The sequence below is a fragment of the Micromonospora sp. DT228 genome, assembly GCF_049841595.1.
Taxonomy (GTDB): Bacteria; Actinomycetota; Actinomycetes; order Mycobacteriales; family Micromonosporaceae; genus Micromonospora.
Window position 1 is genome coordinate 38,960 of sequence record NZ_JBNCKO010000021.1, and the last position, 25,717, is coordinate 64,676.

Consider the following 25,717-nt stretch of genomic DNA (forward strand, 5'->3'; position numbering starts at 1 on the left):
GCGTTGCCACGGACCCCTACCGTGACACCCATGACTGAACCTCCTCGCCCTCCCGGCGCGGGTGACCCCGGCAACTACCCGCCGGAGCCGACCTCTCCCAGCTCGTACCCGTCGGCCGAGCCACCCACCGCACCACTGTCCGGGGCGCCTGGCCCGGGCGGCTATCCCCCGGCCGGTGGCTATCCGCCGCCCACCGGTGACCAACCGCCGTCGGGCGGCTACCCCCCGGCGGGGGGCTATCCGCCGCCCGGCGGCTACCCGCCCGGTGGCAACCCGGCTGGCGGATATCCGACCGGCGGCGCCTACGGCGGCCCCGGTGGCGGCTTTGCCAGCAACGAGGACAAGACCTGGGCGCTCGTCGCGCACTTCGGCGGTGCCGCCGGCATGATCCTCAGCGGCGGGGTGCTGGGCTGGATCGGCCCGCTGGTGGCGCTGCTGGCCCGCGGCAACCAGTCCCCGACGGTACGGTCGCACGCCGTGGCGGCGCTCAACTTCCAGCTCCTCTGGTCGATCGTCGGCCTGGTCGGCTGGGTGCTGTCCTGCATCCTGATCGGCTTCCTCGGGGTCGTGGCGGCCTTCATCCTCGGTGCCGTGTTCGGCATCATCGCCGGCATCAAGGCCAACGAGGGCCAGCTCTACCGCTACCCGCTCTCGGTCAACTTCATCAAGTGACCTCCTCCGGCCGCTCCCCCGGCCGGTAGGCGCCCCGCTGCCCCGGTCCGGGGCGGCGGGGCTGGCTCAGGGCAGCAGGTCGCGCACGACCGCGTCGGCGAGCAGCCGCCCGCGCAGGGTGAGCACCGCCCGACCGGCCGCGTACTCGTCGGCGGCCAGCAGGCCGCCGGCGAGGGCCCGCTCGGCGCCCGCCCGGCCGGTGGCGTCGAGCACCGCCAACGGCAGGCCGCTGGCCAGCCGCAGCCGCAGCATCACGTCCTCCATGTGCGTCTCGTCGACGGTGAGCACCTCGCGGGCCAGGCCGGGAGACGCGCCCGCGGCCAACCGCTTGGCGTACGCCGAGGGGTGCTTGACGTTCCACCAGCGCACCCCGCCGACGTGGCTGTGTGCCCCGGGCCCCAGCCCCCACCAGTCCGCGCCGGTCCAGTAGAGCAGGTTGTGCCGGCACCGGGCGTCGTCGGTGCGAGCCCAGTTGGAGACCTCGTACCACGAGAGCCCGGCCGCGTCGAGCGCGGCCTCCGCGGCCAGGTAGCGGTCCGCGGCCACGTCGTCACTGGGGTACGCCAGCTCCCCGCGCCGCATCCGGGCGGCGAGCCGGGTGCCGTCCTCAACGATCAGGGCGTACGCGCTGACGTGGTCCACCCCGGCGGCCACGACCTGCTCCAGCGAGGCGGCGAAGTCCTCGGGCCGCTCCCCCGGGGTCCCGTAGATCAGGTCCAGGTTGACGTGCTCGAACCCGGCGTCGCGCGCCTCCAGGGCGGCGGCGGTGGCCCGGCCGGCGCTGTGGGTGCGGTCCAGGATCGCCAGCACCCCCGGGGAGGCGGACTGCATGCCCAGCGAGATCCGGGTGTAGCCGGCCGACCGCAGCAGCTTCAACGATTCCGGGGTGACCGACTCCGGGTTGGCCTCGGTGGTCACCTCGGCGTCGGCGGCCAGCCCCCAGGTGCGGTCGATGCCGTCGAGGATGCGGGCCAGGTCGTCGGCGGGGAGCAGGGTGGGCGTACCGCCGCCGACGAAGACGGTGTCGACCCGGGGCGGCGGGCTGTCGCCGAGCACCCGGGCGGCGAGCGCCAGCTCGGCCAGCACGGTGTCGGCGTACCCCTCGCGGCTGGCGCCGCCGCCCAGCTCCGCTGCCGTGTAGGTGTTGAAGTCGCAGTAGCCGCAGCGGCTGGCGCAGAACGGCACGTGCACGTACACGCCGAAGCCGCGCGCGCCGACCGCAGCGGTGGCGGTGGCGGGCAGCGATCCGTCGACGGGGACGGTCTCACCATCTGGAAGGAGGCCGGGCATGGCCACTAGTGTGCCCGGCATGACCTCTCCCGACGTCCTCGTGCGGGTCGCCACGGCCCGTGGGGTGACCACCCTCACCCTGGACAGCCCGCACAACCGCAACGCGCTCTCCACCGGCCTGATGACCCAGCTGCTGGCCGGGCTGGGCGACGCGGTCGCCGACGAGACGGTCCGGGCGATCGTGCTGGACCACACCGGCCCGGTCTTCTGCTCGGGCGCGGACCTGAAGGAGACGGCCGCGGCGTACGCCAGCGGCGCGGTGCCCGCCGGGATGCTCGGTGACGTGCTCGCGGCGCTGTGGGAGTGCCCGAAGCCGGTGCTGGCCCGGGTGGGCGGGCCGGCGCGGGCCGGTGGGCTGGGTCTGATCGCCGCCGCCGACCTGGCGGTCTGCGCCGACGAGGCGACGTTCGCGTTCACCGAGGTGCGGATCGGGGTGATCCCGGCGGTGATCTCGGCGACCGTGCTGCCCCGACTGCACCCGCGCGCCGCCGCCGAGCTGTATCTGACCGGAGACACCTTCGACGGCCGGCGGGCCGCCGAGATCGGCCTGGTCACGGCAAGCGTGCCGGCGGACGGGCTGGACGACGTGGTGCGGCGCTACTGCGACTCGCTGGTGCGTGGCGCGCCGGGCGCGTTGGCCGGGGCGAAGGAGTTGCTGCGCCGGCCGGGCGCCGCCGAGCTGCGTGCCGACCTGGCCCGGCTGTCCGCCCTGTCGACCGGGTACTTCCTGTCCGACGAGGGACGCGAGGGGGTCACGGCCTTCCGGGAAAACCGATTAACTCGATGGGTGGCCGCTCTGGACGCGGGTTCTGGTGATCAGGCCGGGTAGGACCCGGGGGTGCCGGTGATCGGGCCGGCTGGGACCGGGCCGCCGGGGACGCCTTCTGCGTGCGGTGGCGTCCCCGGGCCCTTCGGTCCGCTCACCAGGCGGTCGCGCCGCCGTCGACCGGGTAGTTCGCCCCGGTGATGTACGACGCCCGGTCGGAGGCCAGGAACACCACAAGCTCGGCCACCTCCTCGGGTTGAGCGAACCGCTTGAGCAGCGTCTTGCCGGTGATCGCGTCCCGAGCCGCCTGGTTGTCGCCCAGGTCGCGCTCACTTGCCGGGCTGATGATCGGCCCCGGGCTGACCGCCACGGCGCGGATCCCGTGCGGCGCGCCCTCGAGCGCGAGCTGTCGGGTCAGGCCGATGACGCCGGCGTTGGCGGCGGTGTGACCCACCATCGGGGGGACGTGACCGGCGATCATGCCGGCCATGGAGGCGGCGTTGATGATGACGCCGCCGCCCCGCTGGACCAGGTGCGGCCAGGCGAACTTCGACACGAAGTACGGGATGTCCAGTTCACCGGTGATGGTGTAGCGCCAGTCCTCGACCGAGAAGTCCGGCATCGGGCCGAAGCGGAGCGCGGCCGCGTTGTTGTAGACCACGTCGAGCCCGCCGTAGGCCGCGGCGGCGTCTTCGACGAACGTCCGCACCTGCTCCGGATCGGCGAGGTCGACAGGCGCGATGCCGGTCATCTCACCGCCGGCGGCTCGGACGAGTTCGACAGTCTCGTCGTTGCCGGCGACCTGGATGTCGGCCCCGACGACCTTCGCGCCTTCCCGCGCGAAGATCTGCGCGGCGACGCGTCCCAGACCGCCGCCGGTGCCGGTGATGAGCACAACCTTGCCGTCGAGCGTTCCCATGGAACTCCTCCTTGCTCCGTGACCCCGGTCCGGTCGGTTTCGCGTACCACCGGGCGGGCCAGCGATTGACATGTCAACCGTAGTAACTCCTTGACCGGTCAACCACTTCCCGGCCCGGCTGAGGCGGTGACCCGCACGACAGGCCGGCGACCCGAGACGTCGGGCGCACACCAGCCAGCCAGCGACAACCGGCACCACACGCCTTGGATTGTCGTTGAGCCAGGGTGGGCGGGAGAGCGATACGGGCAGGTGAGACCGCGCCCGCAGCGGGAATGCCTCGATCGGTTCACGTCGGCGGAGCCGACCCGAACCGGGACGGAGTCGCCGAGCCAGCCCCGAACCCGCTCGGACGACCCGTTGGGCGCGAGAGGGACGTACGCTTGGCGGACTTGTCGATCTGGGGGTGTGGGTGCGAACTCGGGCAGCCGTAGCGGGTGGAGTGGTCCTCATCCTCGTCGCCGTGATCGCGATCTGGCTCGTCGTACGGCAGGTCGGAGGCGGTCTACAACTGCCCCTGGCGGCACGCAAGTGCACCGTGCGGGCCGACGGCCGGGTCGCCCTGGACGCCGACCAGATGGCAAACGCGGCGACCATCGCGGCGATCGGCGCCCAGCGCGGCATGCCCGAGCGGGCCGTGGTGGTCGCGCTGGCCACGGCGTACCAGGAGTCCGGGCTGCGCAACCTCGCCGACGGCGACCGCGACTCGGTCGGCCTGTTCCAGCAACGGCCGAGTCAGGGCTGGGGCACCTCGACGCAGATCCGCGACCCGCGCTACGCGGCCAACCGGTTCTACGCGGCGCTCAAGAAGGTCCGTGGCTGGGAGAAGATGCGCGTCACCGACGCCGCCCAGCGGGTGCAGCGCTCGGCCTTTCCGGAGGCCTACCAGAAGTGGGCCGGCGACTCCGAGGTGCTCAGCCGGGCACTGATGGGCGATGCCACCGGCGCGGTCGCCTGCACGGTGGGGCGTACCCCGGTGATGCATGGCGCGGCGGCCGCCGCGCAGCTCACCCGCAACCTCGTGCTGGACTGGGGGTTGAAGGGCCTCGACCCGAACGACCCGACCGGCCTGACGGTGACTCCGGGCGATCAGCGGGACGGCTGGCGGTACGCGCACTGGCTGGTCTCGCACGCCCAGGACCACGGGGTGAAGCGGGTCAGCTTCGGCGACCTGGAGTGGACCGCCCGGGGCGGCACCTGGGTCCGGGCGGACGGCCAGCAGAAATCCGCCGGCCAGGTGGTGGCCGAGGTGTTCGGCGAGGGCTGACCGGCCCCGGATCTCTTAACCGGCAGTCACCGCACAATCGGACAAAAACCCGTAAAGACCTCTATCGATCACGGAAATCTCACTTAACGCAGCCTTCCCGCTGCGAGGGGTTCCGCCCGGGGCCCCACGCGCAACACGCCCTCCCCGACGGCTTGGCCATCGCGTTACGATCGGCGGCCTGTGCCAGAAAAGGTTTCACCTCATGGGGAGGGGTACGACACGGTGTTCGATTACGGCGACCGGACCGGTTACGAACCGATCAGCGACACTGACCGCAAGGAGTTCCACGAGCAGGGCTTCCTCCTGCTGCGCAACGTCCTGACGGAGGACCACCGGGCGGCGCTGGAGGCGGCTGTCGACCGCGTCTACGCGGAGGAACAGGCCAAGGGCACCACCAAGAAGGACGGCACCCTGCACCTGCTGGGCTTCCTGGAGCGCGACGAGCTCTTCGGCGAGCTGCTCACCCACCCGATCGCCTTCCCGTACATGTGGGGGCTGGCCGGCTGGAACATCTACACCCACCACAACCACCTGGACGTCACCCCGCCGGCCGCCGAGCCGGAGAAGCCGTACTGGGGTTGGCACCAGGACGGGTACCGGCAGAACTCCGACCCGGAGACGATGGACCCGAACCTGCCCCGGCCGATGTTCTCGCTGAAGGTCGCGTACGTGCTGTCGGATCTCTCCGAGACCGGCCGTGGCGCCACCAAGGTCATCCCGGGTAGCCACCTGAAGAACTCGCTGCCCCGGCCGGCGGACCTCACCGTCCAGAACCCCGACCCGGAGGGCACGGTGGAGATCACCGCCAACCCGGGCGACGCCTTCATCTTCGACCGCCGGCAGTGGCACTCGCGCTCGACGAACCTGTCGACGATCACCCGCAAGATGCTCTTCGTCGGTTACACCTACCGGTGGATCCGTCCGCTGGACGAGCTGCACCCCGACGTGAACGGCGAGTGGTACCGCAACCGCACCCCCGTGCAGCGCCAGCTGATCGGTGAGGGCACCCACACCGCCAACTACTGGGGCATCAACTGGGACGGGTACGTCGACGACGAGATCCCGCTGCGCAAGGAGCTCAAGGAGCGCGGCCTGCTCGACCGCAACATCCCCTGGCTCCGCTGATCTTTCGCTCGTAGAACGGCCCTCTGCCACCGCTGCACCACGGCAGAGGGCCGTTTCGTGTCTGCGGGGGCCCGATCACCCGGGCCGAGCCCGTTCCCGACCACCGGAGACCGCACTGTCGGTAGCGTGGCGGGTGCGCAGGTCGGGGCGCCCCCGCCGGAGGGCGCGGGGTGGCACGGGAGGCAGTCGCAGTGACGTCCGCTCCGCTTCCCCGGATCCTCCGCCGCCGGGGCGAGCCGGCCTACCCGACCTTCCTGGAGCTCTTCTTCGACCTGGTCTACATCTTCATGTTCTCCCGGCTGGCCGCCAGCCTGGCCACCGACCTCACCGTTCGCGGTGCGCTGCAGACCGCCGTCCTCCTGCTGGCCGCCTGGTGGGTCTGGGTGCTCACCGCGTGGCTCACCGACCTGTTCAACCCCCGGCTGCCGATCATCCAGGCGACCGCCCTGCTGGTCATGCTCGGCACCCTGCTGATGGCGATCGCCACGCCGTACGCCTTCGGCCGGTACGGGTGGCTCTTCGTCGCCGCGTACTTCGGCATCCACCTGGTCCGCGACGCCGTCCTGATCCCCGGCACCCGGGTGAACCGCCCGATCCAGGCCAGGAGCATCCGGGTGTTCTTCTGGTTCGGCATCACGGTGGCGCCCTGGGTGGCCGGTGTGTTCGTGGACGAGACGCCTCGACTGGTGCTCTGGTCGATCGCGGCGGCGGTGGACCTCGGCTCGGCCCGGATCGGCTGGCCGACGCCCAGGCTGGGACGTACCGAACTCGCCAGCCAGATCTTCACCGGCATGCACCTCACCGAGCGGCACCGGGCGATCTTCATCGTGGCGCTCGGCGAGTTGATCCTGAGCATCGGGATGGGGCTGGCCGACAGCGGGTTCACGGCCGGCCCGGTGGCCACCTGCGCCGTCGCGTTCGTCAGCGCGGTCCTGCTGTTCCAGCTCTACTTCCAGCGGGTTCAGCGGATCCTCGCCCCGCCCAGCGTCACGACCGTGGAGCGGGTCCGCCCCGGCACCTCCACCTCGTACAGCCATCTGGTGATGGTGGCCGGGGTGGTGTTGGTCTCGACAAGCACGACGCTTGTCATTGACCGGCCGTTCGGCCCCGCCTCGGTCGAGGTCATGGCCGCCACCCTCGGCGGACCGGCCCTGTTCCTGCTCGGCACCGTCCTGTTCGACGCCGTGGTGACCGGCCGGACCCTCTGGTCCCGGGTGCTGGCGATCGCGGTGCTGTGCGCCCTGCTGGCGCCCGCCACACTCCTGCTCCCGCCCCTGACCGCCCTGGTGCTGACGAACCTGGTCCTGCTGCTCACCCTGGTCGGGGAAGGGCTGGCCGGGCGGAACCGCCCGGTCCGGCCCGCCGCCCCGTGACGACGCGGGGCCGCCGCGTACCGGGTCACCGCAGCATCGGCGGTGCCGGCGCACGCGCGTGCCGCCGGGTACTCACCAGGTTCGCCACGGCGATCAGTAGCAGCACCGTCATGGCGAGCAGCGCGACCGTGACCGGCGGCAGCAGAGGCGTGGTCGGCGCCAGGCACGCCAGCAGCACCACACCGGCCAGCCGGGACCGGGAGATCCGTCCGAACACGGTGAAGTCGAGGACGCCCCGGCCGAGCAGGTACAGCGCGGGGCTGCCGAGGATGACCGCCGCCCACGAGGGCGGGGTGTCGCCCAACGGGCGGCTCACGACGAGGTGGCTGGTGACCGCCGCGCCGACGATCCCGGCCACCATGATCAGATGGGTGGCCGCCGCGGACTGGGTGAGCAGCGCCGGGTTCGTCGACCGGGCGATCGCGTCGGTCAGCAGCTCACCGGCGCGGTAGATGTAGATCCGCCACATCAACACGACGGTGGTGAACACCACGAGCAGTGCCCAACCGCGCTCCATGGTGTACGCGCTGGTGCTGAAGGTCGTTCCGGTTACGAAGATCGAGACACCGAGCGCGACGATGACGAACTGCCGGTACCGCTCGGCCACCCGGGCGCCGACCAGCCGCCAGTCACGCGCCCGGGAGTGGCCGATCCCCGGCACCGGCCAGCCCAACGCCGCTGCGCCGTACTCGACGACGACGGTGAGCGCCCAGATCGCCAACTGCCCCGAACCGCCGACGAGCGCCCCACCGATCCAGCCGACGCCCGCGACGGCCTCCCAGATCTGGATCCGGATGCTGCGACGCGGCAGTCTCCCGGTCGAGACGACCAGGACGTGGTAGGCCGAGGTGCTCAGGTGGATGACCACGTACGTGGTGGCGAAGAGCAGCGCCCGATCGCCGTACGCGTCGGCCGCGAGCGCGGCCAACAGCAGACTGGCCGCCGCCACCCAGATGAACTGTCCCTGCCCGGACGGACGGGTCAGGTCGACGCTGTCCGCCCCCCAGACGGTCAGCGCCCAGATCATCGTGAACCCGAGCAGCAGCACCACCGTCTCGGCGAGGCCGGTCCAACTGAGGTTGTCGGCCAGGACGGTCGCCAGGGTGATCAGCGCGAAGACGTAGACGAGGTCGAAGAAGAGTTCCAGGAAGGCCGGACGCTCCAGGCCCGGATCGGGGGGTGCCGCCGCGGCACCGCTGTCCGTCGCCGTCGACATCGCGCTTCACCCGGCCCCCCGCCGCACGCCCTCGGTAGGGACAATACGGGCAACCGTGCGCCGCCGGTCCCGTCCTCGGGTTCTTGCCGGCCGCCAGCTACCCCGACCCGAACCGCAGGGCCGCGTGTCGTCACGGCAGCACGCTCAACCGCGGGAGGCGAGGCGACGGCGGGCCTTCTCCCGGATCGGCTCCGGCAGGTCCTCCGCGTCGAGCAGCCGGGGCAGCAACTCCGGCTCCAGGCTGGTCGCGCGGAACACCTCGCCGATCGTCACACCGTGCGCGGGCCGCTCCACCACCTCGACCGGGTCACCCGGGCCGACCTCGCCCTCCCGCAGCACCCGCAGGTAGGCCCCGGGCAGCGCCCGCGCGGTGAACCGCTTGATCAGATCCGGTACGCCCCAGAACCCGGCGAATGTGGTGCAGGGCGTCCGGGGCTTGGTGACCTGGAGCAGGGTGGACCCGATCTGCCACTGCTCGCCGATCACCGCGCCGGTCACGTCGACCGCGTAGGTGGACAGGTTCTCCCCGAACCCACCGGGCCCGATGGTGCGGCCCAGCTCGGCCGCCCACCAGGCGGCGTCCTCCTCCGCGTAGGCGTAGACCGCCTGGTCGGGACCGCCGTGATGGGCTCGCTCGCCGACGAAGTCACCGACCACCCCGTCGACGCGGACCAGCACCGGGCCGTCCACCGGCCGCTTGTCGATGCCGCTGCGACCGCTCGCGTCGCCGGCCCACTGCGCCTCGGTCACGATGCCGAGGTTCACCGCTGCCACCCTGCCCGTCATGGCGTCAGCCTAACGGCGCGTCGAGGCCAGGAAGCGCCTCCTGCTGCCCGAAGAGGAAAGCACTTGCCTGTTAGGCAAGAAAATGTTCAACTTGCCTAACAGGCAAGCACTTGCCTTCTTCTCAAGGAGCAGCCATGGCCGAGCCTGGCATCACTCCCGCGTCGGCCACCGACGCGCTCGCCGAGATCCGCGCCCGCCGCGACCAGGTGGTCACCGCCACCCTCGTCCCCCACTGGTACTGGCCCGCGTTGGGCGGGCTCATCGTTGCCTTCACCGCCGCCGTGGAGACCCGCCAGCCGTGGTTGGTCGCGGTCGGGTCGGTGGCGTACGCGATCGGCCTGGCCGCCGTGGTGGGCCGAGTCGCGGTGCGGCACCGGGCCCAGGTCCGCACCAGCCTCATCGGTGTACACGGCGCGATCACCATCGCCGGTTACGTGCTCGTCCTGGTCGCGCTCAGCCTCGGCACCGGGTTCGCCGCCGAGGCGGCCGGCCTGGCCTGGCCCGCGACGATCGGCGCGGCCACCACCGCCGGCGCGATGACCGCCACCGGGCTGCCGCTGATGCGCTACCTTCGCCGGGTGATGACCACCCGACCGCTTGGCGGCGGCCGGTGAGCACTCCCCGGTTCGACGAGCTGATCCACGCGCCGACCCGGCTGTCCCTGGTGAGCCTGCTCACCGCCACCGAGTGGGCGGAGTTCCGCTACCTGCGCGAGCAGCTCGGGCTCTCCGACTCGGCGCTGTCCAAGCAGCTCACCACGCTGGAGCAGGCCGGATACGTGGAGATCCGCAAGAGCTTCGTGGGCAAGCGCTCGCGTACCTCGGTGACCCTGAGCAACGCCGGTCGGGCGGCGTTCGACGGGCACGTGGCGGCGTTACAGGAAATCGTCGCCCGGTCGGGGCTCACCGTCCTGCCCGGCGGTTGACCACCGAAACCGGCGGTCGTCCGCGGCCAGCGGGTCAGCCCTTGACGGCGCCGGCCACCAGACCGGAGACCATCCGCCGCTGCACCAGCAGGAAGAAGATGATGACCGGCAGGGTGAACAGAGTGGACGCGGCCATCACCGGACCCCAGTTGGTGTCGTCGCGCCCGAAGAAGAACGTCATCGCCACCGGCAGCGTGTAGCTGCCCTGGTCGTTGATGAACGTCAACGCGAAGATCAGCTCGTTCCACGCGGTGATGAACGAGAAGATGCTGGTGGCCACCAGGCCGGGCGCGACGAGCGGAAACAGGACCCGGCGGAAGATCTGGGCCCGGCTGGCGCCGTCCATGGCCGCCGCCTCCTCCAACTCCTTGGGCACCGCGGCGACGAAGCCGCGCAGCATCCAGACCGCGAACGGCAGCGAGAAACCGAGGTACGTGAGGATCAGGCTGGGCAGGGTGTTGTAGAGCCCCAGCCGCTGGATCATCAGGAACAGCGGGATGACGAGCGCCTCCAGCGGGATCATCTGCACCACCAGCAGCATGATCAGGAAGCTGGTCCGCAGCTTGAAGCGGAACCGCGCCACCGCGGTCGCCGCCAACAACGCGACCAGGCCACTGAGCACCACCGTGGAGACCGCGACAAGCGCGCTGTTGAGGAAGAAGTCGAAGAAGCTCACCCCGGGGATCAGGTTGCCGGTCAGGATCTCCCGGTAGTGCGCCAGCGTCGGGTGGGTCGGCACCGGCTGCGGGGTGGCCGAGAAGATCTCGTCGCTGGGCTTCAGCGACGTCGAGATCATCCAGTAGACCGGGAACGCCGCGAAGAGCGCGACAAGCAACCCGGCGGCGTTGAGGGCGACCTTCTTCACGACTCGTCCTCCTGCCTGAGCACCATCCGTACGTAGAAGCCGGTCACCACGAGCAGGATCAGCGTGAGGATCACGGCGATGGCCGCGCCGAGTCCGTACTTCGGCGGTGGGGAGAAGGCTTCGGCGTACGAGTAGATGGCGAGCATGAACGTCGGCCGGTCCTGGGTGCCGCCGGCCAGGACGAACTGCTGGGTGAACACCTTGAAGTCCCAGATGGTGGAGAGCACGATCAGGATCCCGAAGACCGGGCGCAGCAGCGGGAAGGTGATCTTCCAGAAGACCCGCCACGGGCTGGCGCCGTCGACCCGGGCCGCCTCGTGCAGCTCGCTCGGCACGCTCTTGAGACCGGCGAGCACGCTCACCGCGATGAACGGGAACGAGTGCCAGACCACCACAAGGGTGAGGATGGCGAAGAAGAGCAGCGGCGAGTTGAACCAGCCGTAGCCGGTCCAGTCGCTCCGACCGAACAGGCTGCTGGAGAGCCCGTCCGGCAGCGCGTTGAACAGCCACGTGACGAGGCCGCTCGTGTCGTCGAAGATCCACTTCCACACGATGGTGCCGGTCAGCGCCGGCGTGGCCCAGGCGAGCATCACGCAACTGGCCACAAAGGTCGCCATCTTGCGGCCGAGCCGGTTGAGCAGCAGCCCGACAAGCGTGCCGAGGACCATCGTGAGCAGCACGTTCGCCGCGGCGAACAGCACCGTGTTGCGCAGCACGGTCAGGAAGAACGGGTCGGAGAGAATGTCGGCGTAGTTGCCCAGCCCCACCCACGGCCACTCCCGGTCGCCGCGCAGTTGCCGGACGCTGTTGAGCCGGTAGAAGGACATCACCACCACCTGGCCGAGTGGCCAGAGCAGCAGCACTCCGATGATCACCAGGGCGGGCAGGAGCAGCAGGTAGGGCAGGCGGTCCACCCGGCGACGCCGCCGCGCGGGGGTCTCCCGCGCGGCGGCCGTCTCCGGCACCTCGGTCAGCGTGGTCACTTGGCGTTGAGGATGCTTTCCATCTCACCGGCCGCGTCGGCGGTAGCCTTCTCGACCGTCTTCTGACCCTTCATGACCGAGCTGTTCATCGCCTGGGTCACCGTCTTCGTCCGGCTGACCTCCACCCACTTCGGGGTGAGCGGCGTGAGCTTGGTGTTCTGCATGGTGGTGGCGAACGCCGCCATCACCTTGTCCTTGGCGTACGTGTCACCGGCGACCAGATCCTGGTAGACCGGGAAGAAGCCGAGGCTGCTCGCGAAGCTCTGCGAGTTCTTCTTGTTCAGCAGCACGGTCAGGTAGTCCCAGGCCAGGTCCTGCCGCTCGCTGTCCTTCCAGATCGCCACGTCCGAGCCGCCCGCGAACCCAGGTGCCGCCTTGCCGTCCGGGCCGGGGATCGGGAACGTACCCCAGACCTTCTCGATCTCGGGGTTGTCCTTCTTGATGGCGTTCTGCTGCCAACTGCCGGCGAACGCCATCGCGGCCTTGCCGGTGGCGAACTGCGTACGCGCGTCGATCTCGTTCCAGCCCGCCGCGGCCGGCGGGGCCACCTTGTGCACGGTCACCAGGTCGGTCCAGAACTTGACGGCCCGCTGTGCCTCCGGCGTGGTGTAGCCGGACTTCCAGGCGCCGCCCTGGTTGCTGGCGATCTCGCCGCCGGCGCCCCAGAGGAAGGAGTAGAACGGCAGCTCGGAGTTGCCCGGCAGGGCGATGCCGTAGGTGCCCTTCTTCTTCGCCTGCACGGCCTTCGCCACGGTGACCAGGTCGTCCCAGGTCTTCGGGGGCTGTACGCCGGCCTCGGCGAACCAGTCGGTGCGGTAGTAGATCGCGCGCACACCCGCGTACCAGGGCACGCCGTACTGCTTGCCGTCGAGCTGGGCATTGCGCACCAGGTCGGGCAGCAGGTCCTTGCCGTCGGCCCAGCCGCCCATCCGACCGCTGACGTCGGCGAGCGCCTCCTGGGCAGCCCACCCCTGGGTCTCGGTGTTGCCCAGCTCGGTGATGTCCGGCCCCTCACCGCCGGCGAGCGCGGCCTGGAACTTCTTGGGCGCCTCGAGCCAGGGAATGTACTGCACCACCACGTCGGTGTCGGGGTGCTTCTGGCGGAACTCGGTCTCGACGGAATCGAGGAAGGCGTTCTGCGCGTCGCCGCCCTCGCCCATCATCCAGACCGTGAGCTTGCTGTCGTCGGCCGCGTCCTCACCAGAACCCCCGCAGCCGGTCAGCGCCATCGCGGCCGAGGCCACCATGGCGGTGACCGGGGCCAACCGCTTCCACCTGTTCACGCCACTTCTCCCCTCGCGCCGCCTGGAACTAACCTTCTCCGCCGCACCCTAGTACGGAGAATTCCTTTACGACAGTGGGCAGGACTGATCGAAGCGTGGCGACCGTATCGCAGCGGCCCGACGAACGACGCTCCGACATCGGGCTGAAGTAGGACACATGGCACGAAAAAGCGCCCGGCTCTCGGCCGGGCGCTCCTTCAGTCGTGCTGTTCTACTGTGGTGCTGCCTCGCCAGGTGATGCCAGGTCGTTATCGGGTCACTCGGCGACGGCCACCGACGCCGGCCACCAGGGCGACCGCGATCGCGGCGACCACGACCTGCACCAGCAGCTCGGTCCAGTCGATGCCGCTCGTCTCGGTCGCGATGCCAACGGCCCGCGCCAGCACCGTGCCCAGCAGGGCCGCGCCGATACCGATCAGCAGGTGCAGCCAGATCGGCATGTTCTGCCGGCCCGGGACAACCAGGCGGCCGAGCGCGCCGACGATGAGACCAACAACGATCGCAGTGATGATGCCCCACACGGTGAGCTCCACGGCCACCCTCCTTCAAAAGAATGTCTGACACACAAGGTGTGTGCTTCCTGTCGTGACCGCTAAGTGCCCGCCCCACGGAAATCCCAAACCGACTTCGGCCACCAAACGATCACGGTTTGGCCGACAAGAGCACGTTCCACCGACCGCCCCCGCACCAGGCCCACCGCCACCGGGCCACCGGGCCACCGCGCCACCGGGCCACCGCGCCACCGCGCCACCGCGCCACCGCGCCACCGCGCCACCACGCCACCACGCCACCACGCCACCACGCCACCACGCCACCACGCCACCGCGCCACCGCGCCACCGCGCCACCGCGCCACCGCGCCACCGCGCCACCGCGCCACCGCGCCCATGATCGACACGGACTCATTGATGTCGCGGCATCAGGCCCACCAGGTCGGCCCGACATCAAGGAAACCGAGTCGATCACAGCGATCCGACGCGCCAAGAGCGCCAACGGGGACGCACGGACGCCCTCACAGCGCTCCACCACGAGATCAACACGACACCACTAAAACCGCGGCATCAACCCCACCGGAACACCCCGAGTTCAAGGAACCCGAGTCGATCACGGTGATCCTGCGCGTCGGGGCATGCCGATGGAGCGCGTCAGGGGACGCTCGATGGGCGCGGTGGCTGGCCGCCGCAGCCGGGCGAACGCCGATGGGCGCCCGGCCTGTCGGCCGGGCGCCCATCGACTGTGTGGCGGTGGTACGAGCTGTGGTTCTTGGTGTTACCGGGTCACTGTGTTACCGGGTCACTCGGCGGCGGCCACCCACGCCGGCCACCAATGCGACCGCGATCGCGGCGACCACGACCTGCACCAGCAGCTCGGCCCAGTCGATGCCGCTCGTCTCGGTCGCGATGCCAACGGCCCGCGCCAGCACCGTGCCCAGCAGGGCCGCGCCGATACCGATCAGCAGGTGCAGCCAGATCGGCATGTTCTGCCGGCCCGGGACAACCAGGCGGCCGAGCGCGCCGACGATGAGACCAACAACGATCGCAGTGATGATGCCCCAGACGGTGAACTCCACGGTCGCCCTCCTTCAAAGAATGTTCGACACACGATGTGTGCTTCCTGTCGTGACCGCTAAGTGCCCGACCCGCCGAAAACCCAAACCGACTCACCGCGATTAACAACGCCAGACGTCGATGCCTGATCGGTGCGTCGGTTGACCTGGAAGCACATCCGCACAGGTAGGAGGCCACTTCGTCGACTCGTCCACTCAAGGACAGCGCCAGAAAAATTCTCCGTACCCGGCGGCCACCCCACAGTCATCGGCACCAACCGGCACCCCTGACCGGCCGACAGACCCCGGGCAGAGGCGCCGCACCGGGACGGGCCCACGGAGCCGCCGCCCCGTAGGGCGCCCCCACCGGACCGAAGGGACAGCCCTCGGCCAGGTACTGCCCGCCACACCGGCGCACAGCCAGGTGCCACCCCGCCACACCGGCGCACAGCGACAACCACGGGTTTCCGCGGGAGCCCGCCCGGCGCAGGGATCAAGCCTGACCCCCGGAGCCGGGTGGGCTCCCGCGGAAACCCAAGCGCAACCAGGGAGTGACTACTTCTTTCCGGCGGCCTTGCCGTCGCCCGAGTCGGAGGAGAGGGCGGCGATGAAGGCTTCCTGCGGCACCTCGACGCGGCCGACCATCTTCATCCGCTTCTTGCCTTCCTTCTGCTTTTCCAGCAGCTTGCGCTTACGGCTGATGTCACCGCCGTAGCACTTGGCGAGCACGTCCTTGCGGATCGCCCGGATGGTTTCCCGGGCGATGACCCGGCTGCCGATGGCCGCCTGGATCGGCACCTCGAACTGCTGGCGCGGGATCAGGGTGCGCAGCTTGGCGGCGATGGTGACGCCGTAGTTGTACGCCTTGTCCTTGTGCACGATGGCGCTGAACGCGTCCACCGGCTCGCCGTGCAGCAGGATGTCCACCTTCACCAGGTCGGAGGCCTGCTCGCCGGAGGGCTCGTAGTCGAGTGAGGCGTAGCCCTTGGTACGGCTCTTCAACTGGTCGAAGAAGTCGTAGATGATCTCCGCGAGAGGCAGCGTGTAGCGCAGCTCCACCCGGTCGGCGGACAGGTAGTCCATGCCGAGCAGGGTGCCGCGGCGGCCCTGGCAGAGTTCCATCACCGCGCCCACGTAGTCGTTGGGCGTCAGCACGGTGGCGCGCACGACCGGCTCGTACACCTCGGCGATCTTGCCGGTGGGGTACTCGCTCGGGTTGGTGACGACGATCTCCTCGCCGTCGTCGGTAATCGCCCGGTAGACGACGTTGGGCGCGGTGGAGATCAGGTCGAGGTTGTACTCGCGCTCCAGTCGCTCCCGGATGATCTCCAGGTGGAGCAGGCCGAGGAAGCCGCAGCGGAAGCCGAAGCCGAGCGCGCCGGAGGTCTCCGGCTCGTAGTCCAGGGCGGCGTCGTTGAGCTTGAGCTTGTCCAACGCCTCACGCAGGTTGGGGTAGTCGGACCCGTCGATCGGGTAGAGGCCGGAGTAGACCATCGGCTTCGGGTCCTTGTAGCCACCCAACGCCTCGGCCGCCGGCCGGCTGTTGATGGTGACGGTGTCACCGACCCGGGACTGCCGGACGTCCTTCACGCCGGTGATCAGGTAGCCGACCTCGCCCACGCCGAGCGCCTCGGCCTTGACCATCTCGGGTGAGATGACGCCGATCTCCAGCAGCTCGTGCACCGCGCCGGTGGACATCATCTTGATCCGGTCCCGGGCGCTGATCCGGCCGTCGATGACCCGGACGTACGTGACGACGCCGCGGTAGACGTCGTACACCGAATCGAAGATCATCGCCCGGGCGGGCGCCGCGGCGTCGCCGACCGGCGGGATGAACTGCCGGACGATCTCGTCGAGCAGGTACGGGACGCCCTCACCGGTCTTGCCGGAGACCCGGATGCAGTCGGCCGGGTCGCCGCCGATCAGGTGGGCCAACTCCTCGGCGTACTTCTCCGGCTGGGCGGCCGGCAGGTCGATCTTGTTGAGCACCGGGATGATGCGCAGGTCGTTCTCGAGCGCCAGGTAGAGGTTGGCCAGGGTCTGCGCCTCGATGCCCTGCGCGGCGTCGACAAGCAGCACGGCGCCCTCGCAGGCGGCCAGCGACCGGGACACCTCGTAGGTGAAGTCGACGTGCCCCGGGGTGTCGATCATGTTGAGCACCGCGTGCTCGCCGGCCCGCTCACCCTCGCGGATGGTCCACGGCATGCGGACGGCCTGGCTCTTGATGGTGATGCCGCGCTCGCGCTCGATGTCCATCCGGTCCAGGTACTGGGCGCGCATCTGCCGGGGGTCGACCACGCCGGTGAGCTGCAGCATCCGGTCGGCCAGGGTCGACTTCCCGTGGTCGATGTGGGCGATGATGCCGAAGTTCCGGATGCGACCGGGGTCGGTGGAACCAGGAGCATTCGCGCCGGGATCGAGCTTCGGTGGCACAGCGGTCCGTTCTGGTCGGCTGACGTGAACAGGCCGGCGCGCCGCCGACCCCCTCTATGTTCCCACGCCGCCGGGGTACGCCCACTGCGCGGGCGACGGATCGGCCCGCGGCCCTCACTCCAGCGGCGGCTCGACGAAGAGCGCGGCGAGTCGCGGCAACCGCCGACGCGCCTCCTCCTCGTCGTCGAAGTCCCAGAAGTCGTTGAGGTCCGGCGTCCGCACCGGGTCGCGGTCCGCCGGCAGTTCGGTGGCGGTGGCCTTGCGGTACGCGTCCCAGGGCACCGACAGCATCTGCTCGGCGGAAAACTCCTCGCCGCTGAGCGAGGCCGCCCGCACCTGGGGCACCTCGGCCAGGGAGTCCGGTTCGGTGACCGCGCGGGCGAAGACCGCCCGTCCCTGGGTCATCAGCCAGCCCCGGAAGTGCTCGAAGCCGTCGGCCGAGGCGCCACCGTTGATCAGGTACGCCGCGCCCCACAGGTCCGCCTTGTGCGAGGCGGCCAGCACCCGCGTCTGGTGCCGGGCGTACCCGACGATGTCCTCCGGGTCGCGCTCGGCGAGCAGCGCGACGGCCCGCGCGGCGACCGGCCCGGGTTCTCCCCCACCGCCGGCCCGAGCCTCGTCGATCAGCTGCCAGAAGTCCTCGGTCCTCATGGGTTGGCAGTCTGGCAGTGTCGCCGCGCGTCGCGCACGTACCCCGGGGCAGCATGGTGTGGTGTCCCCTCCCCCGCTGCCGCCGGTGCCCTACCACGCGAGCGCGATGCGCCCGTCGTGGCCGACGCTGCCGGCGGCGCTGCGGGCCGCGGTCGCCGACCGGCTGGGCGCGCCCGTGGTCGCCGCCCGGGTCGCCGGCGCGGGCTTCACCCGCGGCTTCGCCGCCGTGCTCGACACCGCCGACGGTGGCCGGGCCTTCGTCAAGGCGGCACCCGCCGCCGAACAACCGCATCTGGTCGACTGGTACGCCCGAGAGGCCGCGATCCTCGACCGGCTGCCGGTCGACCTGCCGGCGCCCCGCCCCCGGTGGACCCTGTCGGCGGCGGGCTGGTTCGTGCTGTGCACCGACGCCGTCGACGGGCACACCCCACGCCTGCCCTGGGTGCCCGCCGAGCTGGACGCGACCCTCGCCGGGTACGCGCAGGTCGCCGCCGCCCTGGCCGACCCGCCGGTCGAGCTGACCGCGCTCGGCCTGCCGCACCTGGCCGACCTGGCCCGCTCGGACATCCTCTGGTGGGAGGAGGTCGCCGCCGGGCGCGAGCCGACCCCACCACTGCCCGCGCCGGCGCGGGGCCGGCTGACCGAGCTGGTGGCGCTGGAGTCCCGTCTCCCCCGGTACGCCGACGGGGCGACCGGCCTGCTCCACGGCGACCTGCGGGTCGACAACGTGCTGATCGACGCGGACGGCCGAGCCTGGTTCTGCGACTGGACCTGGGTCTGCTCCGGACCGGCCTGGTTCGACCTGGCCGGCCTGCTGCTCACCGCGTACGCCAGCGGCCTGGACGCGGACCGACTCTTCGCCGCGCACCCGGCGGCGGTGGGTGCGCCCCCGGACGCGCTGGACGCCACCCTGGCCGCACTGGCCGGCTACTACCTCACCGGCGCCGCGGCGGCACCCCCGACGGCCTCACCACACCTGCCCGCCCACCAGCGGTGGAGCGGTGAGCAGTCACTCGACTGGCTGTCACACCGGCAGGGCTGGCGGTGATCTGGCCTGGCCTGGCGATAGGGCGGCTTGGCGGTGAGCCCTCGCGGGGGCCGAGGGCGTAATGTGGTGCCCGACGGGCCGGGTCCGTCCGCACGAGGACCGAGCCGTTTTGGCTCGTCCCGGGCGACCTGGTAACCTGGCTCTTCGCGCAGCGATGACGCATGTTCGTCATCTCGCGCAGAAGCTGACCAACCCGAGCTATCAAGACGAGGCTGTCGCGTGGCGAACATCAAGTCCCAGATCAAGCGCAACCGGCAGAACGAGAAGGCCCGGCTGCGCAACAAGTCGGTCAAGTCGTCGCTGAAGACCGCCGTCCGGAAGTTCCACGAGGCTGCCGAGGCCGGTGACGTCGAGAAGGCCACCGCGCTCATGCTGGACGCCTCTCGCAAGCTGGACAAGGCCGTCAGCAAGGGCGTGATCCACTCCAACCAGGCCGCGAACCGCAAGTCCGCGATCGCGAAGCGCGTGGGTGCGCTCTCCGCCTGACGACTTCACCGTCAGACTGATTCGGAAAGCCCCGGGCCTCGGCCCGGGGCTTCCGTGTGTCCGCAGGCCGGCATCGTGTCCGTGGAGCAGCCACTCAACCCGACAGGGTCGGTTCGACCCTGCGGGTCGGGCTCAGCGGGACGGGTCGGCGCGGCGGGTGGGCGCCGGGTCGGCGGTGATCACCACGCCGCTGACGCTGTGCGAGATCCACTCCACCTGGGCCCGGCCGACCACCGGCTCCATCTGCCGGCGAAACCGATCCCGTTCCTGCTCGGGCACGAGCGCGGCCGACCGGACCACGATCGCGGCCACCATGTCGTTGAGCTTGACCATCGCCGCCACCACGACGGGCAGCACCAGTACCGCCCACCAGGTCACCAACTCGGCGAGGGCGAGCAGCACGGCCAGCGCGATGGTGCCCTCGAAGAAGAGGAAGCACAGCACGCCACCGGGGTTGACGAACCGCAGACCCAGGAGTCGGGCGTAGAGCGGCCGATAGCGCTCCTCGTCGACGGCCAGAGTGGCCCACGCCGGGCGGTTCGTCCCCGTCACCTGATGCCGCCCTGCCGGGCTGCCGCTACCGAGAAGACCGCCCGCTCCAGGGCGTACGCCCGGTCGTCGGAGCCGCCCTTGACGGCGGCGTTGCACTCGGCGGCGACCTGCATGGCCCGGACCAGGCCCTCCGGGGTCCAGCCGCGCCCCTGCCGCTGCGCCCGCTCGATCTTCCAGGCGGGCATGCCGAGGCTGCTGGCGAGCTGGTACGCGTTGCCCCGCCCGGCCGACGCCACCCGGGCCACCGTGCGCACCCCGTCGGCCAGGGCGTCGGCGATGGGCACCGGGTCGACCCCGACATGCAGGGCCCAGCGCAGCGCCTCAAGCGCCGCCGGCACGTCGCCGACCATTGTGGCGTCGGCCACCGTGAAGCCGGTCACCTCGACCCGACCCCGGTAGTAGCGGCTCACCGTTTCGGCGCTGATCCGCCCGTCGGTGTCGGCGATCAGCTGGGAACAGGCGGCGGCCAGCTCACGCAGGTCGTTGCCGACCGCCGCGATGAGTGCTTCGGCGGCGTCGTCGGTGCATTTTCCGCCAGCCCGGCGGATCTCGTCACGGACGAAGGCCACCCGGTCGCGGTGTCCCTTGAGCTTGGCCGCCGGGACGACAGCCGCGCCGGCCGCCCGCAGCCCGTCGGCGAACGCCTTGCCCTTGGCGGCACCCAGGTGCAGCACCAGCAGGTGGACGTCCGGGTCGGGGTTCTTGGCGTACGCCAGCAGCGCGGCGACCAGGTCCTTGCGGGCGTCCTGGCCCGAACGCAGGATCAGCAGCCGCCTCCCGCCGAACAGCGAAGGGCTGAGCATCTCGGCGATCTCACCGACGGTGAGCGCCGAGGCCTGGTATTCGCGGACGTCCACCTCGGCGTCGACACTGCGAACCTTCGCGACAGCTTCGGTGACCGCGCGCGTGGCGAGTAACTCCTCGTCACCGAGGACGAGCACAATGGGGGCGAGGTTGGCGGCGGTCACGCCGCCCATATTCGCACGGCCCACGTCGGGATCGTGCCTGCTCATTCGCTGGTTGGTCGGCGCAGCCCGCACTCAGCGCAAATCCCGACATTCATCACAGTTGCCTCTTTATTCCGCTTATCGCCCGACCGGGCCGCCCCATGGATCCTGCGGGCCCGCCCGCAGGATCGCGCCGAATCCTGGATGCAGGGGCCTCGATCGTCAGGACTGCCTGCCTGGTGGTATCCCCCGGCGGGCGACTGCCAGGCCAGGTCCCGCCCGGACAGCCGCCAGGTCGCCGTCGGTGTCGGTCCGCAACACTCGGGCGCCGCCCCTGCTCAGCCGAGCGAGGAGACTGGGATTCGGGTGCCCGTACGTGTTCCCGGCGCCCACCGGCACCAGGGCAACGGCCGGTCTCACCGCATCGAGGAACGCCGGATCCTGGTACGCCGACCCGTGATGGGCGACCTTCAACACGTCGGCCCGTAGGTGCCCCGGCGCTGCCCGCGTCAGCAGCGCGTGCTGCTCCTCGGTCTCCGCGTCACCGGGCAGCAGGATCCGCACCCCGCCCACCGTGGCGCGCAACACAAGTGAGTTGTTGTTCGGGTCGGACCTGGTGCCGGCCAGCGGGTACGGCGGGCCGAGCACCAGCAGGTCGACGCCCCCGATCGGGTGACGCGCACCGGCCACGGTGGTGAGCAGCGCGGACCGCCCGGCGGTCGCCGCCGCCCGGACCAGGTCCCGGCCGCTCTCCGGATCAGTCGAGGACGGGGTCAGCACGGCGCCCACCCGTCGCCCCCGGAACACCCCGGCCACCCCACCCACGTGGTCGGCGTGGAAGTGGCTGACCACCAGCAGCGGCACCTCGCGTACGCCGAGCCGACGCAAGCAACCGTCCACCGCACCCGGCTCCGGCCCGGCGTCGACCACCACCGCCCGACCGGGGGCGACCGGCAACACCACGGCGTCGCCCTGGCCCACCGCGCAGACCACCACGACCCACCCCGGCGGCGGCCAGCCAGCGAACACCAACCGCACCGGAAGCGCGCCGAGCACCGAGGCGACGCCGACGACCGCCACCAGTCGGCGCACGAGGGGGCGGCGCACCGCGATCAGCAGCGCGACTGTCACCACGGTCAGCAGCAGCGCCCCCGGCACGCCGCCGGGCCAGGGCAGGGTGCCGCCCGGCAGCCGGGCGCCATGGCGGGCGATGACCACCAGCCACCAGGCCGGCCAACTCGCCAGCCACGCGAGGAACTCGGCACCCGGCGGCCAGATCGGTGACACCATCGCCGCGAGGACGCCCAGCACGGTCGCGGGCGCGATGGCCGGCACCGCGAGGAGGTTGGCCGGCACCGCGACCAGGCTGACCGTGCCGGAGATGCCGGCGACGACCGGCCCGCAGGCCAACTGCGCGGCCGCCGGCACGGCCAGCGCCTCCGCCAGGCCGGGCGGCACGCCCCGCCGACGCAGCCCGTCCCGCCAGGGTGCGGCGAGCAGCAGCAGGCCACCGGTGGCCAGCACGGAGAGCGCGAACCCGGGATCCCCGGCCAACTCCGGGTCCACCAGCACCAGCACGGTGACGGCGGCGGCCAACGCGGGCAGCGCGGCGCGGGGACGACCGGCGGCAAGCGCGGCGAGCCCGATCGCCCCCATCGTCGCGGCTCGTACGACGCTCGGTGACGGGCGGACCAGAATGACGAAGCCCACGAGCGCCATCCCACAGAGCCCGACGGCCAGCCACGGACCGGCCCGCCCCCACCGGGCCAGCAACAACACCGCACCCACCACGATGGCGACATTGCTCCCCGAAACGGCATTGAGGTGTGTCATTCCGGTGGCCTGGAAGTCCTCCTCGACGGAGGGTGGCAGTCGGCTGGTGTCCCCCACGATCAGCCCCGGCAGCAGCCCGCCCGGGTCGTCGGGCAGCGGCGCGCAGGCCCGTTGCAGCCCGGCACGCAGATTGCCGGCCGCACGCTGCGGCCAGGAGGACGCGCCGTGCCGCTCGGGCGGGTCGTTGGTGCTGAGCACCGCCGCGGTGAGGTCACCACCGCGGGGGACGCCGAACCGACCGGCGGTGGTGACGCGCTGCCCGGGCAGCAGCCCACGCCAGGCCGGGTCGGTGGCAAGCACGAGCAGCCGCACCGACGCGTGGAGTCGTCGACCGTCCGGGCCGGTGAGCCGGATCAGCTCGCTCGGCACCAGCAGCATCCCCGGCCGACCGGCGGAACGGATCGGGCGCGGATCGTCCCGGACCACCACCTCGGCGGTGACCAGAGCGCGCTGCTCGGCCAGGGCGCGGATCGGCGGAGCGTCCCGGATGGCGAGCCGGGCTGCGGTGGCCGCCCCCGCGCAGACCACACCGAGGCCGACCGCGACGGCGATCCAGCCGTAACGGCGCGCGGCGGCCCGCGGGCGGCCGAGACGATCGAGCAGGTGCAGGGCGCCGCACGTGGTCAGGATCGCCGCGACCCCGGCCACCAGCAGAAGCGAGCGGGTGCCGAGATGCAGGCCGGCGAGCGCGGTGAGCCAGGCGGCCACGGCCAGCCCGGCGAGCCGCAGATCCGGTGGCGAGGTCTGGTTGTCGGCACCGGTCACGGAGCCGTCCGGCGGCGACGGGTTGCCGGTGACAGGGCGGCGGTTCACACCGTCACCAGGTCCTTGAGCTGCTCGTACCGTGCGTCGCCGATCCCATCGACCTGACGCAGGTCACCGACGGCCTTGAACCCGCCGTGTTGGTCCCGGTGGTCGAGGATTCGCTGGGCGAGCACCGGCCCGACGCCGGGCAGCGCGTCGAGCTGCGCCAGTGTGGCGGTGTTGAGGTTCAGTGGTCCGGTGGCCGGTGTCGCACCGCCCGCCGCCGGTCCGCCCGGCACCGGCGGCGGCGTCACCCCGACCACGATCAGCTCGCCGTCGGTGACCTTGCGGGCGGGGTTGAGCAGCGCCACGTCGACCCCGGGGAGCGGACCACCGGCCGCCTGCACCGCGTCGGCGAGCCGAGAACCGGCCGGCAACCGCACCAACCCGGGCTTGCGGACCTTGCCGGCGACCGCCACCACCACCTCACCGGAGCCGGACGCGCTGGGGTCGCCCGCCGGAGTGGCCGCTACGGCCTCGCTGCCCAGTGGCGCGACCGGCTCGGCGTGCGGCCGGGACCGCCAGGCCCATCCGGCGGCGGCCAGCACCACCACCGCCGCGACGACAGCCAGCGCCCGCACACCGCGTCGCCCTGGGTCGAACGCGCCCGGCCCGGACAGCCGCGGGGCCACCGGGCCTTCCACGGCAAGGGGTACGGCCGCGTCCGGCTCCGCCATCGGCGCCCCGGCCCGGGGCGACAGCAACCCAGCCAGAGGTGCGCCCACGAGCGTTGCCCCTGCCGGGGGTGACGACACGTCCAGCGGTGCGTCCGTCAGCCGGCGCAGGCGCTGGCGCACCTCGGTCTCCTCGTCGTGTGACACAGGGCGACGCTATGGCGACGGCGAAGACGGTGGGGTGTGGCGACGCCGTCCTGTGGATAACCGACGCCACTGTGGACATCGCCCTGATCACGCACAAATCTGCTAACGGTCTCAGAAGGTGGGTGCCCGGTTCTCGCTGCCGGGTTTCCTGCTGGTCGACCCCGTACGCACGGCCGAGAGCGCAGACCCCACGGCGCAGGTGACCCCCTCCTACGAGGCTCGGCAGGGAGGCTGACGAGTTGCTACAGCCCCCAGGCCCCCGGGTACGCCGTCTCAGTCGGGCATTGCCATTGCGTGGCTCGCCGCCAGGCTCAGGAGCCGTCGTCGGTCGGCGTCCGGGTCGAACGCGTCCCGCAGCGAGATGTCCCGGCTGGCCCGGGTGACTGGCTGGTCGAGTGCTGGGACGTCAAGGCCGCTACGGCGGACCAGCACAAGTGCCAGAACGCCGACCTGAAATCATTTACTCACCGCACCATGATCGCAGCTGGCCGGAGTGACCGGTCACCGTCCTAGCAGTCGGGGAGCATCATCGTGAGCAGTGATTTCGCATTCTGGAAGGTCGGCGTGGGCGACCCCGGCGGAATCTACGACGGCTTGGCTGACGGCGAGACCGACGTCCTCCAACCGCACCCCGACGTCACCCGCTTCCGAGGCGAGCTGTTGTCGCGCTGGCCCGATCTGGTGGACGTCCTCGAACCGACCGAACACGACCTCGTCGACGCGCCGGACGACGCGGCGAAGTACGTGCTACTCACCCTTCCGGTAAGGATGCTCGGCCATCTCGACGACATCTACGAGCTGGCTCGGCAGCACGGACTACGCGGCTACAGCGGGGTGGCCGACGAAGCGTTCTAAGGCGTGTATCGATGTGAGTGGTCCGGGCCGTCCTTACCTAGACTGGCCACATGAGGCAGGCGCTGAGAGACCTGACCTTCTCCGAGCATTCCGAGTGGTTCGGCTTGGGCCCGTTGGCGCTCGCCGTCCTGGCCGGCATCCGCGCGTTCGTGGCCGACGAGCACTTCGCCCGCTGGGCCTGGACCACCATCGCCGTACTCATGCTGATCGCCTGCGCCGTCTACGTCATCTGGACCAGGAAGAGGCGGTCCTGAGCCCGGTATGGAGGGCAGCCA

27 protein-coding genes are annotated in these 25,717 nt (G+C 71.2%); 11 read left to right on the forward strand and 16 right to left on the reverse strand.

Going from position 1 to position 25,717, the window contains the following annotated elements; translation table 11 throughout:
- Nucleotides 1–30: 30 nt before the first annotated feature.
- Entirely contained in the window at nt 31–672 is a 642-nt protein-coding gene (locus tag ACLQ29_RS30665) for a DUF4870 domain-containing protein (RefSeq protein ID WP_425761204.1), read from the forward strand.
- 66 nt (nt 673–738) lie between these two features.
- On the opposite strand, the gene hemW is transcribed toward ACLQ29_RS30665, so the two are convergent.
- Entirely contained in the window at nt 739–1,962 is a 1,224-nt protein-coding gene (gene hemW, locus ACLQ29_RS30670; protein WP_425774869.1) for a radical SAM family heme chaperone HemW, read from the reverse strand.
- A 19-nt stretch (nt 1,963–1,981) separates the two neighbouring features.
- On the opposite strand from hemW, the gene ACLQ29_RS30675 reads away from it, so the two are divergent.
- Nucleotides 1,982–2,791 carry an enoyl-CoA hydratase-related protein gene (locus tag ACLQ29_RS30675; RefSeq protein WP_425774917.1) on the forward strand — a complete coding sequence of 270 codons (810 nt, stop codon included), beginning with the start codon at nt 1,982–1,984 and terminating at the stop codon, nt 2,789–2,791.
- A gap of 91 nt (nt 2,792–2,882) precedes the next feature.
- Here ACLQ29_RS30675 and ACLQ29_RS30680 read toward each other — a convergent pair whose 3' ends face one another.
- On the reverse strand, nt 2,883–3,647 hold the full coding sequence (locus tag ACLQ29_RS30680; RefSeq protein WP_393375544.1) for an SDR family NAD(P)-dependent oxidoreductase: 765 nt from the start codon (nt 3,645–3,647) through the stop codon (nt 2,883–2,885).
- A gap of 403 nt (nt 3,648–4,050) precedes the next feature.
- Between ACLQ29_RS30680 and ACLQ29_RS30685 the strand changes: the two genes are divergently transcribed.
- The 3 genes from ACLQ29_RS30685 (at nt 4,051) to ACLQ29_RS30695 (ending at nt 7,409) form a co-directional block, all read left to right on the forward strand.
- On the forward strand, nt 4,051–4,911 hold the full coding sequence (locus ACLQ29_RS30685; protein ID WP_425774870.1) for a hypothetical protein: 861 nt from the start codon (nt 4,051–4,053) through the stop codon (nt 4,909–4,911).
- A 222-nt stretch (nt 4,912–5,133) separates the two neighbouring features.
- Nucleotides 5,134–6,036, forward strand: a complete 903-nt coding sequence (locus tag ACLQ29_RS30690) for a phytanoyl-CoA dioxygenase family protein (RefSeq protein ID WP_091409805.1) — start codon at nt 5,134–5,136, stop codon at nt 6,034–6,036.
- Nucleotides 6,037–6,227: 191 nt separating this feature from the next.
- Complete coding sequence (locus ACLQ29_RS30695; protein WP_425774871.1) at nt 6,228–7,409, forward strand: low temperature requirement protein A; 1,182 nt, start codon at nt 6,228–6,230, stop codon at nt 7,407–7,409.
- Between the two features lie 25 nt (nt 7,410–7,434).
- Here the strand turns inward: ACLQ29_RS30695 and ACLQ29_RS30700 are convergent, their stop codons facing one another.
- Both ACLQ29_RS30700 and ACLQ29_RS30705 read right to left on the reverse strand, forming a co-directional pair.
- A complete protein-coding gene (locus tag ACLQ29_RS30700; RefSeq protein ID WP_425761199.1) occupies nt 7,435–8,625 on the reverse strand; it encodes a low temperature requirement protein A in 1,191 nt (396 codons plus the stop codon).
- A 144-nt stretch (nt 8,626–8,769) separates the two neighbouring features.
- The gene (locus ACLQ29_RS30705) at nt 8,770–9,411 is read right to left on the reverse strand and encodes an MOSC domain-containing protein (protein WP_425761198.1); all 642 of its coding nucleotides are present in this window, start codon (nt 9,409–9,411) and stop codon (nt 8,770–8,772) included.
- A 134-nt stretch (nt 9,412–9,545) separates the two neighbouring features.
- Between ACLQ29_RS30705 and ACLQ29_RS30710 the strand changes: the two genes are divergently transcribed.
- Both ACLQ29_RS30710 and ACLQ29_RS30715 read left to right on the forward strand, forming a co-directional pair.
- Nucleotides 9,546–10,025: a hypothetical protein gene (locus ACLQ29_RS30710; RefSeq protein WP_425774872.1), complete on the forward strand. Its 480-nt coding sequence runs from the start codon at nt 9,546–9,548 to the stop codon at nt 10,023–10,025.
- The gene (locus ACLQ29_RS30715) at nt 10,022–10,336 is read left to right on the forward strand and encodes a winged helix-turn-helix domain-containing protein (protein ID WP_425774873.1); all 315 of its coding nucleotides are present in this window, start codon (nt 10,022–10,024) and stop codon (nt 10,334–10,336) included. The genes ACLQ29_RS30710 and ACLQ29_RS30715 overlap by 4 nt, the downstream gene beginning before the upstream one ends.
- 34 nt (nt 10,337–10,370) lie before the next feature.
- Here ACLQ29_RS30715 and ACLQ29_RS30720 read toward each other — a convergent pair whose 3' ends face one another.
- The 8 genes from ACLQ29_RS30720 to ACLQ29_RS30755 all read right to left on the reverse strand — a co-directional run bounded on the left by ACLQ29_RS30720 (nt 10,371) and on the right by ACLQ29_RS30755 (nt 18,096).
- Entirely contained in the window at nt 10,371–11,201 is an 831-nt protein-coding gene (locus tag ACLQ29_RS30720; protein ID WP_425774874.1) for a carbohydrate ABC transporter permease, read from the reverse strand.
- Nucleotides 11,198–12,184: a carbohydrate ABC transporter permease gene (locus tag ACLQ29_RS30725; protein ID WP_393375561.1), complete on the reverse strand. Its 987-nt coding sequence runs from the start codon at nt 12,182–12,184 to the stop codon at nt 11,198–11,200. Before ACLQ29_RS30725 ends, ACLQ29_RS30720 begins: the two co-directional genes overlap by 4 nt.
- A complete protein-coding gene (locus ACLQ29_RS30730; protein WP_425774875.1) occupies nt 12,181–13,467 on the reverse strand; it encodes a sugar ABC transporter substrate-binding protein in 1,287 nt (428 codons plus the stop codon). The genes ACLQ29_RS30725 and ACLQ29_RS30730 overlap by 4 nt, the downstream gene beginning before the upstream one ends.
- Nucleotides 13,468–13,715: 248 nt before the next feature.
- The gene (locus tag ACLQ29_RS30735; protein ID WP_357077067.1) at nt 13,716–14,000 is read right to left on the reverse strand and encodes a GlsB/YeaQ/YmgE family stress response membrane protein; all 285 of its coding nucleotides are present in this window, start codon (nt 13,998–14,000) and stop codon (nt 13,716–13,718) included.
- Between the two features lie 109 nt (nt 14,001–14,109).
- Entirely contained in the window at nt 14,110–14,364 is a 255-nt protein-coding gene (locus ACLQ29_RS30740; RefSeq protein WP_425774876.1) for a hypothetical protein, read from the reverse strand.
- Between the two features lie 387 nt (nt 14,365–14,751).
- A complete protein-coding gene (locus tag ACLQ29_RS30745; RefSeq protein WP_425774877.1) occupies nt 14,752–15,036 on the reverse strand; it encodes a GlsB/YeaQ/YmgE family stress response membrane protein in 285 nt (94 codons plus the stop codon).
- Nucleotides 15,037–15,567: 531 nt separating this feature from the next.
- Complete coding sequence (gene lepA / locus ACLQ29_RS30750) at nt 15,568–17,445, reverse strand: translation elongation factor 4 (RefSeq protein WP_425774878.1); 1,878 nt, start codon at nt 17,443–17,445, stop codon at nt 15,568–15,570.
- A gap of 114 nt (nt 17,446–17,559) precedes the next feature.
- Nucleotides 17,560–18,096, reverse strand: coding sequence for a DUF4240 domain-containing protein (locus tag ACLQ29_RS30755; RefSeq protein ID WP_425774879.1), 537 nt, complete (start codon nt 18,094–18,096; stop codon nt 17,560–17,562).
- A gap of 106 nt (nt 18,097–18,202) precedes the next feature.
- Between ACLQ29_RS30755 and ACLQ29_RS30760 the strand changes: the two genes are divergently transcribed.
- Both ACLQ29_RS30760 and rpsT read left to right on the forward strand, forming a co-directional pair.
- Nucleotides 18,203–19,144: a phosphotransferase family protein gene (locus ACLQ29_RS30760; RefSeq protein WP_425774918.1), complete on the forward strand. Its 942-nt coding sequence runs from the start codon at nt 18,203–18,205 to the stop codon at nt 19,142–19,144.
- Nucleotides 19,145–19,363: 219 nt separating this feature from the next.
- The gene (gene rpsT / locus ACLQ29_RS30765; RefSeq protein ID WP_357077052.1) at nt 19,364–19,630 is read left to right on the forward strand and encodes a 30S ribosomal protein S20; all 267 of its coding nucleotides are present in this window, start codon (nt 19,364–19,366) and stop codon (nt 19,628–19,630) included.
- A 132-nt stretch (nt 19,631–19,762) separates the two neighbouring features.
- Here rpsT and ACLQ29_RS30770 read toward each other — a convergent pair whose 3' ends face one another.
- From ACLQ29_RS30770 to ACLQ29_RS30785, 4 genes are all read right to left on the reverse strand, one after another.
- Complete coding sequence (locus tag ACLQ29_RS30770) at nt 19,763–20,182, reverse strand: hypothetical protein (protein WP_425774880.1); 420 nt, start codon at nt 20,180–20,182, stop codon at nt 19,763–19,765.
- Nucleotides 20,179–21,159, reverse strand: coding sequence for a DNA polymerase III subunit delta (holA, locus tag ACLQ29_RS30775; protein WP_425774919.1), 981 nt, complete (start codon nt 21,157–21,159; stop codon nt 20,179–20,181). Before holA ends, ACLQ29_RS30770 begins: the two co-directional genes overlap by 4 nt.
- A gap of 192 nt (nt 21,160–21,351) precedes the next feature.
- Entirely contained in the window at nt 21,352–23,727 is a 2,376-nt protein-coding gene (locus ACLQ29_RS30780; RefSeq protein ID WP_425774920.1) for a ComEC/Rec2 family competence protein, read from the reverse strand.
- A 44-nt stretch (nt 23,728–23,771) separates the two neighbouring features.
- Entirely contained in the window at nt 23,772–24,587 is an 816-nt protein-coding gene (locus tag ACLQ29_RS30785) for a helix-hairpin-helix domain-containing protein (protein WP_425774881.1), read from the reverse strand.
- A gap of 531 nt (nt 24,588–25,118) precedes the next feature.
- On the opposite strand from ACLQ29_RS30785, the gene ACLQ29_RS30790 reads away from it, so the two are divergent.
- Together ACLQ29_RS30790 and ACLQ29_RS30795 are read left to right on the forward strand one after the other, a co-directional pair.
- Entirely contained in the window at nt 25,119–25,442 is a 324-nt protein-coding gene (locus ACLQ29_RS30790; protein ID WP_425774882.1) for a hypothetical protein, read from the forward strand.
- Nucleotides 25,443–25,492: 50 nt separating this feature from the next.
- The gene (locus ACLQ29_RS30795) at nt 25,493–25,696 is read left to right on the forward strand and encodes a hypothetical protein (RefSeq protein WP_425774883.1); all 204 of its coding nucleotides are present in this window, start codon (nt 25,493–25,495) and stop codon (nt 25,694–25,696) included.
- Nucleotides 25,697–25,717 lie beyond the last annotated feature (21 nt).